At 71.4% G+C, this 14,501-nt stretch carries 15 protein-coding genes; 7 read left to right on the forward strand and 8 right to left on the reverse strand.

What is annotated here, in order from left to right; translation table 11 throughout:
* Positions 1 to 25: 25 nt before the first annotated feature.
* Positions 26 to 1,171 (forward strand): helix-turn-helix domain-containing protein, encoded by a 1,146-nt coding sequence (locus tag IG99_RS36950; protein ID WP_037682174.1) that lies wholly within the window; start codon positions 26 to 28, stop codon positions 1,169 to 1,171.
* 122 nt (positions 1,172 to 1,293) lie between these two features.
* Positions 1,294 to 2,538, forward strand: a complete 1,245-nt coding sequence (locus tag IG99_RS36955; RefSeq protein WP_037682175.1) for a cytochrome P450 — start codon at positions 1,294 to 1,296, stop codon at positions 2,536 to 2,538.
* 46 nt (positions 2,539 to 2,584) lie between these two features.
* Here IG99_RS36955 and IG99_RS36960 read toward each other — a convergent pair whose 3' ends face one another.
* The 3 genes from IG99_RS36960 to IG99_RS36970 all read right to left on the reverse strand — a co-directional run bounded on the left by IG99_RS36960 (position 2,585) and on the right by IG99_RS36970 (position 4,695).
* The gene (locus tag IG99_RS36960; protein ID WP_037682177.1) at positions 2,585 to 2,806 is read right to left on the reverse strand and encodes a helix-turn-helix domain-containing protein; all 222 of its coding nucleotides are present in this window, start codon (positions 2,804 to 2,806) and stop codon (positions 2,585 to 2,587) included.
* Positions 2,806 to 3,297 carry a DUF2975 domain-containing protein gene (locus tag IG99_RS36965; protein WP_037682179.1) on the reverse strand — a complete coding sequence of 164 codons (492 nt, stop codon included), beginning with the start codon at positions 3,295 to 3,297 and terminating at the stop codon, positions 2,806 to 2,808. Before IG99_RS36965 ends, IG99_RS36960 begins: the two co-directional genes overlap by 1 nt.
* Before the next feature lie 66 nt (positions 3,298 to 3,363).
* Positions 3,364 to 4,695 (reverse strand): Gfo/Idh/MocA family protein, encoded by a 1,332-nt coding sequence (locus IG99_RS36970; protein WP_037682182.1) that lies wholly within the window; start codon positions 4,693 to 4,695, stop codon positions 3,364 to 3,366.
* 155 nt (positions 4,696 to 4,850) lie between these two features.
* Between IG99_RS36970 and IG99_RS36975 the strand changes: the two genes are divergently transcribed.
* Complete coding sequence (locus IG99_RS36975) at positions 4,851 to 5,279, forward strand: hypothetical protein (RefSeq protein ID WP_158973314.1); 429 nt, start codon at positions 4,851 to 4,853, stop codon at positions 5,277 to 5,279.
* 50 nt (positions 5,280 to 5,329) lie between these two features.
* On the opposite strand, the gene IG99_RS36980 is transcribed toward IG99_RS36975, so the two are convergent.
* The 4 genes from IG99_RS36980 to IG99_RS36995 form a co-directional block, all read right to left on the reverse strand.
* On the reverse strand, positions 5,330 to 5,518 hold the full coding sequence (locus tag IG99_RS36980) for a hypothetical protein (protein ID WP_037682185.1): 189 nt from the start codon (positions 5,516 to 5,518) through the stop codon (positions 5,330 to 5,332).
* A 449-nt stretch (positions 5,519 to 5,967) separates the two neighbouring features.
* Positions 5,968 to 6,594: an NAD(P)-dependent oxidoreductase gene (locus IG99_RS36985; protein ID WP_037682187.1), complete on the reverse strand. Its 627-nt coding sequence runs from the start codon at positions 6,592 to 6,594 to the stop codon at positions 5,968 to 5,970.
* A gap of 230 nt (positions 6,595 to 6,824) precedes the next feature.
* Positions 6,825 to 7,406 carry a TetR/AcrR family transcriptional regulator gene (locus IG99_RS36990; RefSeq protein ID WP_037682189.1) on the reverse strand — a complete coding sequence of 194 codons (582 nt, stop codon included), beginning with the start codon at positions 7,404 to 7,406 and terminating at the stop codon, positions 6,825 to 6,827.
* 609 nt (positions 7,407 to 8,015) lie between these two features.
* A complete protein-coding gene (locus IG99_RS36995; RefSeq protein WP_037682190.1) occupies positions 8,016 to 9,404 on the reverse strand; it encodes a glycoside hydrolase family 43 protein in 1,389 nt (462 codons plus the stop codon).
* A 287-nt stretch (positions 9,405 to 9,691) separates the two neighbouring features.
* Between IG99_RS36995 and IG99_RS37000 the strand changes: the two genes are divergently transcribed.
* The 4 genes from IG99_RS37000 to IG99_RS37015 all read left to right on the forward strand — a co-directional run bounded on the left by IG99_RS37000 (position 9,692) and on the right by IG99_RS37015 (position 13,617).
* A complete protein-coding gene (locus IG99_RS37000) occupies positions 9,692 to 11,146 on the forward strand; it encodes an amidase (protein WP_051866364.1) in 1,455 nt (484 codons plus the stop codon).
* A gap of 123 nt (positions 11,147 to 11,269) precedes the next feature.
* Entirely contained in the window at positions 11,270 to 11,488 is a 219-nt protein-coding gene (locus IG99_RS37005) for a hypothetical protein (protein ID WP_199815690.1), read from the forward strand.
* 156 nt (positions 11,489 to 11,644) lie between these two features.
* Positions 11,645 to 13,126, forward strand: a complete 1,482-nt coding sequence (locus IG99_RS37010; protein WP_037682192.1) for an SPFH domain-containing protein — start codon at positions 11,645 to 11,647, stop codon at positions 13,124 to 13,126.
* A 44-nt stretch (positions 13,127 to 13,170) separates the two neighbouring features.
* Complete coding sequence (locus IG99_RS37015) at positions 13,171 to 13,617, forward strand: type II toxin-antitoxin system PemK/MazF family toxin (protein WP_037682195.1); 447 nt, start codon at positions 13,171 to 13,173, stop codon at positions 13,615 to 13,617.
* Here the strand turns inward: IG99_RS37015 and IG99_RS37020 are convergent.
* Positions 13,602 to 14,447, reverse strand: coding sequence for a TIGR02452 family protein (locus tag IG99_RS37020; protein WP_037682198.1), 846 nt, complete (start codon positions 14,445 to 14,447; stop codon positions 13,602 to 13,604). The genes IG99_RS37015 and IG99_RS37020 overlap by 16 nt on opposite strands.
* Between the last annotated feature and the right edge of the window lie 54 nt (positions 14,448 to 14,501).

Consider the following 14,501-nt stretch of genomic DNA (forward strand, 5'->3'; position numbering starts at 1 on the left):
AGGGGCCGTGGCGCATGATGGGCGCATGAAAGAGCTGGCCGGGCGGTTGACCGCGGTGGACCCGGATGCCGGGGCGGCGGTGCGGGTCATCGCCTACTTCGATCGACTGGCCGAGTCGCGGGCGGGCATGGAGGCGCTGGTGCGGGGCGCCGCCGTGCTCTCCGGGGTGGCGGCGCGGCTCGTCGACGCGGACCGGCTGGTGCGGATCCGGATCGAGGCGGACGGCACCCGCCGCGACACCGCCCTGCCGCCCGATCCGGTGTGGCCCTCTGCCGCACTGACCCCGGGCGGCGCTCCCGCGCTGTGGCTGGAGCGCACCGAGGCCCCGCCCAGCGTGGTGGACGCGGTGATCCTCGAGCGTGCCGCGGGCGCCGTACGGCTCGTGCTGGACCGCACCCGGGGCCGGGCCCCAGTCGACGACCCCGCGCTGGTCGAGACGGTCCTCGACGCCACGGCCCCCGAAGCCGCCCGGCTCCACGCGGCCCGCCGCCTCGGGCTGGACCCCGGCACCCGTGCCCGTGCCCTGGCCCCGCTCGGCGGCCGGCCCCGGGTGGTCTCTGCGGATGTGCGGATCGGGGAGGACGGGCACCGCGGGCAGGACGCGGCGGGCCGGCGGGGCGAGACGGCCGCCGACCGTCCTCGGGCCCTCTCGCCGCACGACGGGCACCTCAGAGCAGCGGCCGGTTCGGCCGGGGCGGCTCACGCCGGACCCACGCGGGCCGACGCGGCCGTCACCACCATCGGCCGGCTCGGCGTCGGTCCCGCCGTCCCCCTCGCCCAGTTGCCCGGTTCCTGGGCAGCCGCGCGCACCGCGTTGCGGTTCACCGCGGCCGACACCGCGCAGGACCCCGGCCCCCGGGTGGTGTACGCCGACGAGCTCGGCGGTCTCGCGCTGCTGGCCGACCTCGTCGCGCCGGGGGCCGAGCCGCCGCCGGACGTGCGGGCGCTGGACGCGGCCGCCGCGGACGTGCCCTGGCTGCTGGTCACGCTGCACGCCGTCGCGACGACGGGGAGCCTGCGGGCGGCCGCCGCCGAGGCGAACGTCCACCACTCCACGCTCCAGGACCGTTTGACCCATGCCGAGCACCTGCTGGGCTGGCCGGTCCGCACCCCGCAGGGCCGTCTCAGGCTTCACCTCGCCTTGGAGATGCGCCGGCTGGCACGGCCGTAGGCCATGGGCGGCTGTCCGTGTGATCCGCCCCACATCGACCACGTGTCAGCTTTCTGGCGGTGAGTTGTCAGGGTCTTCGGCTTCCATGGCCCCGGCCCCTTCCCCCCACCCCGAGGAGTGCCGTGTCCGACACGCTGACGCCCGCCGCGCACGAGGAGACGGACGACGCGGTACCGGAGTTCCCCATGCCGCGAGCGGCCGACTGTCCGTTCGCGCCACCTCCCGAGATGATGCGGCTGCACTCCGAGCACCCGGTGTCCAGGGTCCGGCTCTGGGACGGCAGCACACCCTGGCTGGTGACCCGCTACGCGGACCAGAGGGCCCTGTACGGCGACCACCGCCTCAGCGTCGACCCCCGGCTGCCTGGATTCCCGCACGCGAGCGCCGCCTTCCAGGATGCCTTCGCCAAGAACCCGCCGTCCTTCCTCAACATGGACGATCCCGAGCACGCCCGCGTCCGCCGAATGGTCACCGCCCCGTTCACCATCAAGCGCGTCGAGGCCATGCGGCCGACGGTCCAGCGGATGACCGACGACTTCATCGACACCATGCTGGCCGGGCCGCGCCCCGTCGACCTGGTGGAGGCCCTCGCGCTGCCCCTGCCGTCGCTGGTGATCTGCGAACTGCTCGGCGTCCCGTACGACGACCATGAGTTCTTCCAGAGCAGGAGCAAGGTGGGCGTCCGCCGGGACGCGACGCCGGCGGAGTCCCGGGCCGCCACCGGCGAGCTGCTGACGTACCTCGACGAGCAGCTCCAGGCCAAACTCGCCCACCCGGCCGACGACATGCTCTCCGACCTCGCCGGCCGGACACGGGCCGGCGAGCTCACGCGCCACGAGGCCGCCATGCTGGGCCTGCTGCTGCTCGGCTCCGGGCACGAGACCACCGCCAACATGATCGCCCTCGGCGTCCTGGCGTTCCTGGAGCACCCCGACCAGCTGGCCGTCGTCCGTGACACCGACGATCCGCAGGTCGTCGCCGGCGCGGTGGAGGAGATGCTGCGCTATCTGACGGTCGTCCACAACGGCCAGCGCCGGGTCGCCCTGGCGGACGTCGAGGCGGGCGGGCAGGTCATCCACGCCGGAGACGGCGTCATCATCCCCGGCGCCACCGGCAACTGGGAGGCCGGCCACTTCCCCGAGCCGGACCGGCTCGGCGTCGGCCGCGACGCCCGCCGGCACATGGCCTTCGGCTTCCGCGTCCACCAGTGCCTCGGCCAGCCCCTGGCCCGGCTGGAGCTCCAGATCGTCTACGGCACCCTCTTCCGCCGCGTCCCCACCCTGCGCCGCGCCGCCGACCTGAACCGGATCCCGTTCAAGAACGACGGGGTCGTCTACGGGGTCTACGAACTGCCGGTGACCTGGTAGGGAGGCTGGGCGTGCACCACCAGCGACCGCTGCGGCGTGCACCACGTCATTCGCCGGCGGCTTCCTCGACCTCCCAGCGCAGCAGGTCGCCCGGCTGGCACTCGAGCACCTCGCAGAGCGCGGCGAGCGTCGCGAAGCGCACCGCCTTGGCGCGGCCGTTCTTGAGCACCGCCAGGTTGGCGGGAGTGATGCCCACCCGGTCCGCGAGCTCGCCCACGGACATCTTCCGCCGGGCCAGCATCACGTCGATGTCGACGGCGATCGGCATCAGATCACCTCGTCCAACTCGGCCTGCATCTGCGTGGCTTCGACGTCGCGGGCGACGGCCTGGGCAAGCAGCATCCGCAGTACGAGCACGATGAGCGCGACGCCCAGGATGGCCACGCCGACCCCGCCCATGATCACGGTGACGCCCGGGTCGTCCCGCTGGCCCGGCGCGTTGACGGCCGTGACCGCGAACCACACGAGGGCAGCCGCCACGATCGCGCCGATCACGCCGTCCACGTACCGGAAGGCGGCGTCGGAGAACACGGTTCCGCGCCGCACCATCGTCACCAGTCGCCATACGCAGACCACGGCGACCTGGACCGACACCATGCCCAGAATCGTGATCACGCGCAGCGCGGTCAGTGGGAGCGACCCGTCCTCCGGGTCGCTCCCACTGACCAACACCCACACCATCATGGCCTGCACGAACACGGTGCCGACGAGCACCCCCACGAGCACCGCACGCAGCGCACGCACTGTCAGCTTTCCCATGGCCCCACCTTCCCCATCGTTCTGCGATGGGAATCTATCGAATCTCGATAGATAAAGCAACCGCCGTCAGAATTCGAGCAGGTCCCCTGTTCGCACCGGGAGGCCCGTCTCGAAGGAGTGGTTCGCGGCCAGGCCGGTGACCAGGGAGCGGGCGCCGTCGGTCGCGTCGGCCGCGCGGTGCAGGGGGTCCGGGGCGCGGGTGCCGAAGAGGTCCTGGAGCATGCGTACGTCACCGCCGCCGTGCCCGCCCTCGCCGGTCGCGACCTCGATCTCGCGCGGCTTCTCCCAGAAGCGGCGCAGCAGCAGTTCGGTACGTCCGGCCGTGTCGTCCGCCTCGGCGCCGTGCAGGACGGGGTCGGAGCCGTTCGTCGGCATCCTGGGGCGGGTCCAGGTCGACTCCTCCACGAGCAGCTCCAGGCGGCCTGCGCTGCCGTTGAAGGCGATCCGGTAGCCCTCCCAGGGGGAGTAGGCGGTCAGGTGATACGTAAGGGTGGCCCCGGTGGCGTACCGGACCAGGACCGCCATGTCGTCCTCGATCGTCACCCCGGGGGCGAACACGTTCTGGTCGCGGTGGTAGCCGTCATGTGCCTCTGCGTTCAGGTACAGCGCGCTGAGCAGGGGTGAGTCGGCCAGGTGCACGGCGAAGGGGTCGGAACCGGCGGCCGGGGAGCCGTGCGCTCGGTGGTAGTCACGGGCGAGGCCTCGGCGCCGGCCGGCCTCGTCGCCGTAGAAGAACAGGCCGCCCTGGGCGTACACGCTCTCGGGTCGTGTGCCGAGCCACCAGTTGACCAGGTCGAAGTGGTGGGTGGCCTTGTGGACCATGAGCCCACCGGAGTTGACCTTGTCGCGGTGCCAGCGGCGGAAGTAGTCGGCGCCGTGGCGCAGGTCGAGCAGCCACTCGAAGTGCACCGATCCGACCTCGCCGATCTCTCCGGACGCGACGAGTTCCCGTACGGCCGAATGCACGGGGTTGTAGCGGTAGTTGAAGGCGACCCGCACGTCCCGTCCCGTGCGCCGCTGAGCATCCAGGATGCGGCGGGCCTTGTCGGCGTCCGTGGTCATGGGTTTCTCGGTGACGACGTCGCAGCCCGCCTCGAGGGCCCGGACGATGTAGTGGTCGTGGGTGCGGTCCACGCTGCACACCACGACCAGGTCGATCCGCTCGCGGCGCAGCATTTCGTCGAAGTCCTCTGCGAGGTACGTCGGTACGGGCGTCCGGCCCGGGTGGTGCTCCGCGAGCCAGGTGTTGTGGACCGCCATCCGGTGTGGGTTGACATCGCAGAAGCCGGCCAGTTCGAACCGGTCCGCGTAGGGTCCGGCCAGTGCCTGGGTGAACAGCCGGGCGCGGGCGCCCAGACCGACCACGGCGGCTCGGGGTCGTGCGGTGTCGGACGACATGCAGATCTCCGTTCGGGGATGGATTCTCATGGATGTCATGGCTGTCATGGCTGTCATGGCTGGGGCGGCTCAGCGCGTCACGGGCCCGCCAGGTGTCCGCGGCCGTGGCGGCGAGGGCCAGCGGGCCGAGGGCGATGAGCAGCAGGACCGGAGCCATGGTCAGCAGCACGGCGGCGGTTCCGCTCGCCGCGGCGAGCGGGGCGAGTGCGATCGGTCGCTGCGGCACGGTCCGGAACACGGAGGCCAGGGTCGTACGCCACCGCATGTCCTCCCGCCACGCGGCCGCGCACCGCAGCCCCAGTGCCGCGAGCACCGCCGCGGCCGTGGCGAAGGCGGGTCCCGTGCCGGAGCCCCGGGCGTCCCGGGCCAGCGCGTCCAGCCACAGCAGCGCCGGTACGACAGTGGGGCGGTCCACACGGCGGGACCTGAGCGCAACACCGAGCGCAACGGTTCAGGAAGTGAGTGACCGTCACCTCTTGTCCCTCGGTGGCCTGTTCGCGCAACAGGACGCAGCCCGCGAGCAGCGCGGGAAAGGCGGTGACCACCGGCAGCGAGGCGAACAGCAGCAGGACGCCGAGCAGTAGAGAGTCCGCGAAACGGGCGAACCACGTACGGGTCATGGTGGCGCGCCCTCTCAGCCCTTGGGTCCGGTCGTCTGCACACCCTCCACCAGCAGCCGCTGGAAGGCCAGGAAGAACAGCAGCACGGGTACCAGGGTGAGGACGGACATGGCGAACATGGGGCCGAACATGGCACTGCCGTCCATGTCGACGAACATTCGCAGCGAGGTGCCGAACAGCCGCCACAGGGACAGGCCGCTCACGCCGTCGACCGCGTCGGTGTAAACGTCGAGTCCGACGGTCCTCCGGTTCCCCCGCTGATCACGAACGCGGGCGTGAAGGTTTGTAAGGAGTGGATGATCTCCAGGATCAGATCGAAGAACAGGACGGGGGGCCGAGTCGGCGGCGCTCGATGGCGCGGGCAAGGTGCGCACGTTCCCACGCGAAGCTTTCGGAGGGCGGCACGCTGACCAGGTCGGCCTGTTCCTGGCCTGGTGGTCGGCAGGCGTGGGCGGAGCCCGTTCTCGGCGCGCCGATTCTCCGGTGCCTCGCTCTCACCGCGACAGGACCTTGGCGATCGTCCGCGAGGGGCACCAGATCCTTGTTGCTGCGCCATGTCCCGACGACGGCCCGGCCACGCGCCGAGCGGCATCGCCCGGCAGGCCGATCATCGAGTCGGACCTCCGGACGGTGCCATGGTCGATCGTCACCGTCAGTCGGTGATCACGGGGCTGCGGTGGATCCACTCGCTGCCGTGTGCCGCCTGATACATGAAGGCGGCCACGTCCGCGCGGCTGATGGTCGGGTTGCCCTTCATCGGCAGACTGTCCCCCGCGCTGTAGGCACCCTTGGCGGGGCCGTGGGTCAGCCGGGTCGGGTAGACCACGGTCCAGTCCAGACCGCTGGAGCGGATCCGCTCGTCGGCGATCTCCTTGTCGGCGTAGATCGACCGCAGCAGGGTGCGGTAGATCGCCTTCTGGGCGGTGCTCGACTCGTCGAGGGTGTAGCCGACGCCGAACGACGACAGCCAGACCAGCCGGGAGACGCCCACCTCCTTGGCCGCACCGATCACAGCCGCCGAGGCACGCGTGAAGAGGCCGTCGGCGCGTATGGAGTTGCCCCTGCCGAGCGCGGAGACGATCGCGTCGTGTCCCACCGCGGCGGCGGCTATGTCGCGGTGCGACGTGGCGTCTCCGGTGGCCACCGTGACCTGGTCGGTCAGGTCGCCGAGAGCCGCCGGGTTGCGTACGAAGGTGGTGACCGAGTCACCGGAGCGCAGGGCCAGGTCGACGACATGACGGCCGGTGGGGCCGGTCGCCCCGAGGATGAGCAGTTTCATGGCAAGGGAGTCTTCCGTGAGCGTCTAGGGCAGGAGTGGGCGTACGCCTGTCGCACCGGCGGCCGCCCTTGTCGTGGCAGCGGCAGAGCCGAACGGATAGCCGTCCGATACCGGGAACGTAGCGGACAGCTATCCGGTTAGCAAGGTTGTATCCCGAGAGGGCCGAGCACGAAGACCGGAAAGTCAGGCCACTCAGGCCGACGTGGTTCGCGCCGTCGACAAGGCCGCCCTCAGCGCCGCCCCGGGGCCCCCGCACGCAGGCCGTCCATGACGATGTCCAGCAGCCGGGTGGCCTGGGCGCGCCAGTCGCCACTGATGTCGATCTGCCAGATGCCGGCGATGGCGCGGAGGAAGTCGTCAGCGGTCACCTCCGGGCGGATGGTGCCGGCTTCGTGATTGGCGTTGAGCAGGAACTCGATCGATCCGAACACCAGCGAGTATCCGGACGACTCCGGCCCTCCCGTCGCACCGGCCGCCTGGCGCAGCGCGTCAGCCAGTCCGGTCTTGGCCATGATGAAGCGGGCGAGGCGGTCCATCCATGCACGAAGGGCCTGGTCCGGTTCCATGTTCCTCAGCAACTCGGCTGCGCTGTCGGTGAGTTGCTGCACCTCGTGGCGGTACGCCTCCAGAACGAGTGCCTCACGGTTGGGGAAGTTGCGATAGAGGGTGCCCTGCCCGACGCCCGCCTTCTTGGCGATCGCACTCAGCGGGACGTCCGCCGAGCGCGACAGTTCGACCAGCGCCACCTCCAGGATGCGCTCCCGGTTGCGCTGCGCGTCCGACCGCTGAGGCCCGCCAGTCCTCGACTCCACACGCCCTCTTCCCGGGCTTGCATCCGAAGCCCTTGCCTAACTGGACAGCCGTCCGATACTTTCCCCAAGCCGGACTGCTGTCCGCTTCCGCTTTCACCATAGCGGGCGAAATCGTTCGCCGTCATTGGCCGGTGCGCGCGCATGAGAAGGCCGATCCAGACCATGGACCATCAGTAAGGCCTGGAGACACCGCCGCCTCCGCATTCTCACCCTCGACCGCGCTCGCCGCATGACGGACGGCGTTGCCGATCGCCACTGCCGGGCTCGGGCGACGGGTTCATGAGGCAGCCGTGGCCGCACTGCGCCTTCCGGCCAGGATCCGGCGGCGGCCTGCCCGGCGTCGTGCCTCACACTCCGCCCGCGCGGTGCCACCGGGGTCGCTGCACACGCTCGAGCCGACCCACACGCCATGGGAGATGAAGACGCTGGTCGGCGAACTCCGAGGGGCACGCGTAGGGAGACCGTCGCGCGCGGGACAGGGCGTCGGTGCGGGCGGACGACAGCACGCACGTCTCGCACGGCGGGCATCTCGGCGGGTTCGTCGATGCGTAGGGGCAGCCCGCCGAGTGCACAACCAGTGCACACTCGGCGGGGAAGCTCAGGCGCAGGTCAGGCCCAGGCCGTCACCGGCACGAACGAACTGTCCTGCCGGAACTGGTCCGTGCCGTCCGACGGGTCGACGCGGAGCTGGTAGTTGTAGTGGCGCAGGTAGTAGCCGGGGTAGTTGTACGACTCGAAGCGCACCGAGCCGCTCGCGGTGCCCGTCCGGGCGATGAACGTGGCGTCCTTGGCGAACGTCGAGGTGCCGTCGTTCGGGTCGAAGCGGCCCCGGAACGAGTAGTGGCGCAGGTAGTTGCCGGCGGCGTCACGGAAGGAGTAGCCGTTGGCGTCGGCGAGACCGGCGACGACGGTGAAGGTGGACGCCTGCTTCTCGGCGGTGGTGCTGGAGCCGCTCACCACGGGCAGGTTGAGGAGCGAGGACTGCTCCTGCCAGTACCGGGTGGAGAAGTTGGCCGACTGGAAGGAGCGCGTGACGTTCTTCGCGAGGCTCACCCCGCCGGACACCGTCTCCCTGATGACGGTGAAGTGGCGCGCCGTACCGGATACGGCGGGCAGGGCCTTCGCCGCGCTCCAGGTGGCGAAGGTGTCGTAGCTGTCGCTGTAGTAGTACTTGCCGTCGCCGTAACCGTCGAAGAAGATCCGCCAGCCGCCGTTGTCGAGCTGCACCAGCGCGGGCCCCTCGCGGTAGCTGCCCCAGCCGGCCCAGTCGCCCGTCTTCGAGATCGTGTAGGGGCCGGTGAGGCGCGAGGCGGTGCCGTACTCGATGTACTTGGCCGTCTCGTTCTTCGTGAAGGCGTGGTAGGTCGAGCCGATCCGCACGATGAAAGTGTCGATGTGGTTGGCGCCGATGCCCGACATGGCGACCGGTGAACTCCATGCGGTGAGCGCGGAGTTGGTGGCCTTGAGCACGTACGGGGTGAAGATCCACTCGTCGTTGGTGGTCGAGCAGGACACGATGACGTTGACGCTGCCGTCGCTGTCGACGAACCACTCCGGCGCCCAGGCCCGGGAGAGGTTGGCGATCGGAACGGTGTAGTTGTAGAGGAAGGTCCAGTTGAGGCGGTCGGAGCTGCGCGCGAACCCGATGGTGGTGCTGACGTCCTGCCAGGTGTGCGTGGTGTAGGTGATGTAGTAGTAGCCGTCGGTGTGCTTGAAGACGCTGGCGTCGCGGATGCGGTCGCTGGGCGGGGTGTAGGCAGATGACTTCAGGAGGCGGAAGTCCGTCGCGTCGTCGGACTGGTAGACGTTGACGGTGCCGTCGTTGCTGTTGAGGAACGGGACGATCGTGTAGCGGGTGGCGGAGCCGCTGGGCGGGGCCGCGGCGAGGGCCGTGCCGAGCAGGCCGGGCACCTCGCCCAGCACGAGCGCCGAGGCGGGCAGGGCGGCCATCGCGCGCAACAGGGTGCGGCGGGACGGGGTGGGGGGACGTCTGGTCACGGGCGGCTCTCCCTGGGCTGTGGAGTCCTGAGGACTCGATCGTTCGACATCCCGAACAAGGTTCGGAAAGTCGATCGAAAGGTAGGGGTGCGCCCCAGGCGCGTCAATGGTTTGTGCAAGACGGAACCGCACCTGTGGGGAACGTGTGGCGGGCGGGACCCGACACCGTGTAGCGGAAGGCGGCACACCTCCCGGGCGTGGCGTTCCGTGACCACGCCGCCACACGTTACCGTTCGGTAGGACAACGCCTAGGACAATGCCGTCCCGGAGTGCCCGGAGGTACCCGCATGACGCTCGACCCTGCCGACCGTGCCAACGGTGCCGACCGCGCCGAAGGCCTGGTGGAGACCGCCCGGGCGCTGGCCGACGGGGAGGTGTCGGCCCGTGAGCTGGTCGAGCGGACGCTCGCGCGGATCGAGACCGCGCAGGGCACCCTCAACGCCTTCCGCCTGGTGCGGGCCGAGGCTGCGCTCGCCGAGGCCGAGGCGGCCGACCGTGAGCTGTCGGCCGGGATGCGCCGGCCCCTGCTCGGCGTACCCGTCGCCGTCAAGGACGACATGGACGTGGCGGGAGAGCCGACCGCGTTCGGCTGCCAGGGCGAACACCCGCCGGTGGCCGAGGACGGCGAGGCGGTACGCCGGCTGCGCGCGGCCGGGGCGGTGATCGTCGGCAAGACCAACACCTGTGAGCTGGGACAGTGGCCCTTCACCGAGGGGCCGGCGTTCGGCTCGACCCGCAACCCGTGGAGCACCGAGCACACCCCGGGCGGTTCGTCGGGCGGTTCGGCGGCCGCCGTCGCCGCCGGACTCGTGCCGGGCGCCCTCGGCTCCGACGGGGCGGGTTCGGTGCGCATCCCGGCCTCCTGGACCCACCTGATCGGCATCAAGCCGCAGCGCGGCCGCATCTCGACCTGGCCGCGCGGCGAGTCCTTCCAGGGCATCACGGTCAACGGCACCCTCACCCGGACCGTGGCCGACGGCGCGCTGCTGCTGGACGCGGCGAGCGGCAACCACGACCTCGACCCGCACCGGCCGCCCGCCGTCGACGCCTCTGCCGCGGTGGGCCGCGACCCCGGCCGTCTGCGCGTCGCGCTCGCGCTCAAGCCGCCGTTCACCGCCCTGCCCGCCCGCCTGCGCCCGGAAGTGCGCGCCCATGTCGTCGAACTCGCGGAGAAACTGGCCGCGTTGGGCCACACCGTCGAGGAGGCCGACCCTCCCTACGGGCAGATCGGGCTGACCTTCATCCCCCGGGCGACCGCGGGGATCGCCGAGTGGGTGGCCGACGCGCCCTTCCCCGCGCTCCTCGACCCGCGCACCCGGGGGGCCGCCCGGCTGGGCCGGCTGCTCGGCGGCGCACCATTGCGGGCGGCGCGGCGTGCGGAAGCGGTCCTGCACCGCCGTATCGGCGCCTTCTTCGAGACGTACGACGTGGTCCTCGCGCCGACGACGGCCGCTCCCCCGCCCCGGATCGGGGCCATGCTGGACCTCGGCGGGTTCGCCACCGACCGCGCCATGATCGCCGCGTGCCCGTACGCCTGGCCGTGGAACGTCCTGGGCTGGCCCGGCGTCAACGTACCGGCGGGCTTCGCGCCCGGCGGACTGCCGGTGGGTGCGCAGCTCCTCGGCCCGGCGCACAGCGAGCCTCTGCTGCTGTCGCTCGCGGCGCAGTTGGAGGCGGAACTGCGCTGGCACGAGCTGTGGCCGCCGCACACCACGCTCACGGATTCCTCGCCGGCGGTGTGAGCAGGGCGCTCCGGCCATGAGCACGGCGCCGCGTCGCCGTGGGCAGACATGCGGGCATGCCGCTTCCCTCGTACGACACGAGAAGCGCCCGCGTCAGCCGTTGGCGGCCCTTACCCTGTGGCCATGGAGGACGCGTCGTTGGTCGGGCTCATGGGGCGGGTCACGGGTACGGTCGGGCCCGGGCTCGTCGGCGAGGTGATCGTGCGGGTGCGGGGCGGGGCCGAACACTTCCTGGCGTATCCGGCGAACGGAACCGGCCGCATTCCGCCCGGGACCGTGGTGATGGTCGTGGAGCACCTGCCGCCCAGGACCGTCTACGTGACGGAGGCGTACGACGGTTGAGCCGGTCCACGTACGACAGTTGAGCCCACCGCGCCCCAGGTGAGAGCCGTACGCGTCAAGGTTTCGACAAGGATCCGTCAGTCTCTGTACCCCGGCGTCACGCAGGCGCACACTCCCTTCGTTCGGTGCCGAGAGGGCACCATCCAAAGGGGGCGTATGCCGATGGTTGTCGGCGTCGTTGCGGGGGCGGCGGTCGTCGCCGTTCTCGTTCTGATCGGTCTGTTCAAGTTGATGTGGCGGGTCGCGGAACCCAATGAGGCACTCGTCATCTCCGGCTCCAAGCACCGTGTGGAGGGGCTTGAGGAGGGCATGGGATTCCGTATCGTCACGGGGCGCGGCACGCTGGTGATGCCCGGTGTGCAGGTGGTGCGCAAGCTGTCGCTCGACCTGAACGAGACCGAACTGCAGGTGGACTGCGTGACGCACCAGGGCATTCCGCTGAAGGTGCGGGGTGTGGTCATCTTCAAGGTCGGCGACGACTTCGTGTCGATCGCCAACGCGGCCCGCCGTTTCCTCGACCAGCAGAAGATGATGTCGGAGCGGGTGCACAACGTGTTCGCCGGCCATCTCCGGTCCATCGTGGGCGGGTTGACGGTCGAGGACATGATCCGTGACCGGGAGAAGCTCACGGGGCAGACCCGTGCCGCCTGCGGTACGGAGATGGAGAAGCTGGGCCTGATCGTGGACTCGCTGCAGATCCACGAGATCGAGGATCCGACCGGGTACATCCAGAACCTGGCCATGCCGCACGCGGCGGCCGTGCAGCGGGACGCCCGCATCGCGCAGGCGGAGGCGAACCGTCTCGCCACGGAGGCGGAGCAGGCCTCGTTCGCCCGGATGGCGGAGGCCACCAGGGACAGCGAGATCCTCCAGGCCGGTTACCAGGCCGAGCGGGACAAGGCGGCGGCGAAGGCCCGCCAGGCGGGTCCGCACGCCGACGCGGCCGCCCGTCAGGAGGTCGTCGTCCAGGAGACCCGGGTCGCCGAGTTGGAGGCGCACCGGCGCGAGCAGCAGCTCCAGGCCGATGTCCGCAAGCCGGCCGACGCGATGGCGTACGAGAAGCGCACGCTGGCCGAGGCCGAACGTGACGCGCGGATTTCGGCGGCGCAGGCCAAGGCGAAGGAGACGGAACTCGCGGCCGCCGCCGAGGCGACCCGGGTGAAGACCGCCGCCGGAGCCGAGGCCGAGGCGACCAAGACCCGGGGTACGGCCACCGCGGCCGCGACCCGGGCCACCGGTGAGGCCGAGGCGGCCGCCGCGCAGGCGCGTGGTCTGGCGGAGGCCGAGGCGACGAAGGCGCGGGGTCTCGCGGAGGCGGAGGCCATCAAGGCCCGCGCCGCCGCCCTCGCCGAGAACCAGGAGGCGGTGGTCGCACAGCAACTCGCCGAGAAGTGGCCGGAGATCGTCCAGGCGGGCGCGTCCGCCTTCGGCAATGTCGACAACATGGTGCTGTTGAACGGCGCCGACGGCATGGCCGACGTGTTCGCGAAGGCACTCACCATGGGCGGGACCGGGCTGGGCCTGGCGCGGCAGTTGCTCGCGTCGATGAACCAGAACGGGCAGACCTCGAACGGAACCGCGTCCCTCAACGGGGCCGTCGCACCGCCGTCGCAGAGGGTGCCGGTCGAAGGGAAGTGACCCGCCGGTGAGACGGTCACGGGGGCAGCCCGTAAGGTGCCCCCGTGACCGCGTTTACCGATGAGGACGTCCCGGGCCGCTTCGGCCCCTCCGCGACCACCGAGGCCGACCCGCGCGAGGTGGGCCGGGTGCGCACCGAGTACTCCCCCGCGCACGACGGCGACCCCGATCCCGGCGAGGTCGTCTGGACGTGGGTCCCCTTCGAGGAGAACGACGGCCGGGGCAAGGACCGCCCGGTGCTCGTCGTCGCCCGTGAGGCGGCCGGTACCTTCCTCGCCGTGCAGCTGAGCAGCAAGCGCCATGACGGCGACCGGGAGTGGGTGGCGATCGGCAGCGGGCCGTGGGACCGCTCCGGGCGGGACTCCTGGGTGGACGTGGACCGCGTCCTGCGGCTGCACGAGGACGGCATGCGCCGGGAGGCGTGCGCGCTGGACCGGATGCGGTTCAACTTGGTGCGGCAGCGCCTGCACGAGCGCTACGGCTGGACCTGAGCACTCCGCTCGCCGAAGGCCTTCTCGAAGGCGCCCCGGACCACGTTCCCCGGGGTCCGGTCCAGCACCCCGAACACCACGTGCGTGAACGTGCGTGCGAAGCGTCCGCCGGGCTCGTCGAGCAGCGTCCGGAACGCGCCCGCCACCTGCGCCGGGTCGTTGCGGAACACCCCGCAGCCCCACGCACCCAGCACCAGTTGTCGGTAGCCGTGGGCGGCGGCCGTCTCCAGGACCCGTTCGGCCCGGACGGCCAGGGCGCGCGGCAGCTCGGGCGCGCGCTCCGGCGCCGTACGCAGGACCACTCCGGCGTTCGGCGCGGCCGCGGTCAGGAACCCCGCGGTGTACGGCTCGTCGAGCAGCCGGCCCCGGTCGTCGCGGAAGACGGGAACGGACGGTGAGTGGATGACACGGTCCGTGTAGAACGGGTCGCGGTGGGCGCGGTGGTGGTCGTAGAACTCCCGGGCCTCGACCAGGCACGTGTACAGGGCGGAGGCGCGGCACAGGGCCTCCTCCTGGGCCTGGGCGCCGTTGAGGTAGCCGCCACCGGGGTTTCGGGCGGAGGCGAAGTTCAGGACGGCGACCCGGCCCTCCCGCGCGAGCCGGCGGGCTGCCTCGGTGCTGCTCTCGCCGGTGACCTCGACACGGGTGCCCCCGTCGACGGCCTCGGGCGGCGTCACCGCGACCGGCTCCGGCCCCACCATCCGCGTACCTTCGCGCGCGGCGCGTATAGCCGCCGTCAGGGGCACTTCGCGCCCGTCCGGCGCACGGTACGCGCCCGCCGCCACGATCTGTTCGGTCTCGCGGGCGATGCCCCGCAGACGCGCGCTCACGGCGTCACCCCCGTGGGCGCCGTGACCGCGCGTCGCACGGCCTCCTGCGTACCG

It is taken from the genome of Streptomyces griseus subsp. griseus (genome assembly GCF_000720255.1).
Taxonomy (GTDB): domain Bacteria; phylum Actinomycetota; class Actinomycetes; order Streptomycetales; family Streptomycetaceae; genus Streptomyces; species Streptomyces griseus_I.

What these genes read in the sequence shown, in the direction of transcription:
- IG99_RS37010 (WP_037682192.1), top strand. Translation starts at nt 11,645, where the DNA reads ATGCCGATGGTTGTCGGCGTCGTTGCGGGGGCGGCGGTCGTCGCCGTT.
- IG99_RS36975 (WP_158973314.1), top strand. Translation starts at nt 4,851, where the DNA reads ATGGTCAGCAGCACGGCGGCGGTTCCGCTCGCCGCGGCGAGCGGGGCG.
- IG99_RS37000 (WP_051866364.1), top strand. Translation starts at nt 9,692, where the DNA reads ATGACGCTCGACCCTGCCGACCGTGCCAACGGTGCCGACCGCGCCGAA.
- IG99_RS36960 (WP_037682177.1), bottom strand. Translation starts at nt 2,806, where the DNA reads ATGCCGATCGCCGTCGACATCGACGTGATGCTGGCCCGGCGGAAGATG.
- IG99_RS36970 (WP_037682182.1), bottom strand. Translation starts at nt 4,695, where the DNA reads ATGTCGTCCGACACCGCACGACCCCGAGCCGCCGTGGTCGGTCTGGGC.
- IG99_RS36965 (WP_037682179.1), bottom strand. Translation starts at nt 3,297, where the DNA reads ATGGGAAAGCTGACAGTGCGTGCGCTGCGTGCGGTGCTCGTGGGGGTG.
- IG99_RS37005 (WP_199815690.1), top strand. Translation starts at nt 11,270, where the DNA reads ATGGAGGACGCGTCGTTGGTCGGGCTCATGGGGCGGGTCACGGGTACG.
- IG99_RS36950 (WP_037682174.1), top strand. Translation starts at nt 26, where the DNA reads ATGAAAGAGCTGGCCGGGCGGTTGACCGCGGTGGACCCGGATGCCGGG.
- IG99_RS36985 (WP_037682187.1), bottom strand. Translation starts at nt 6,594, where the DNA reads ATGAAACTGCTCATCCTCGGGGCGACCGGCCCCACCGGCCGTCATGTC.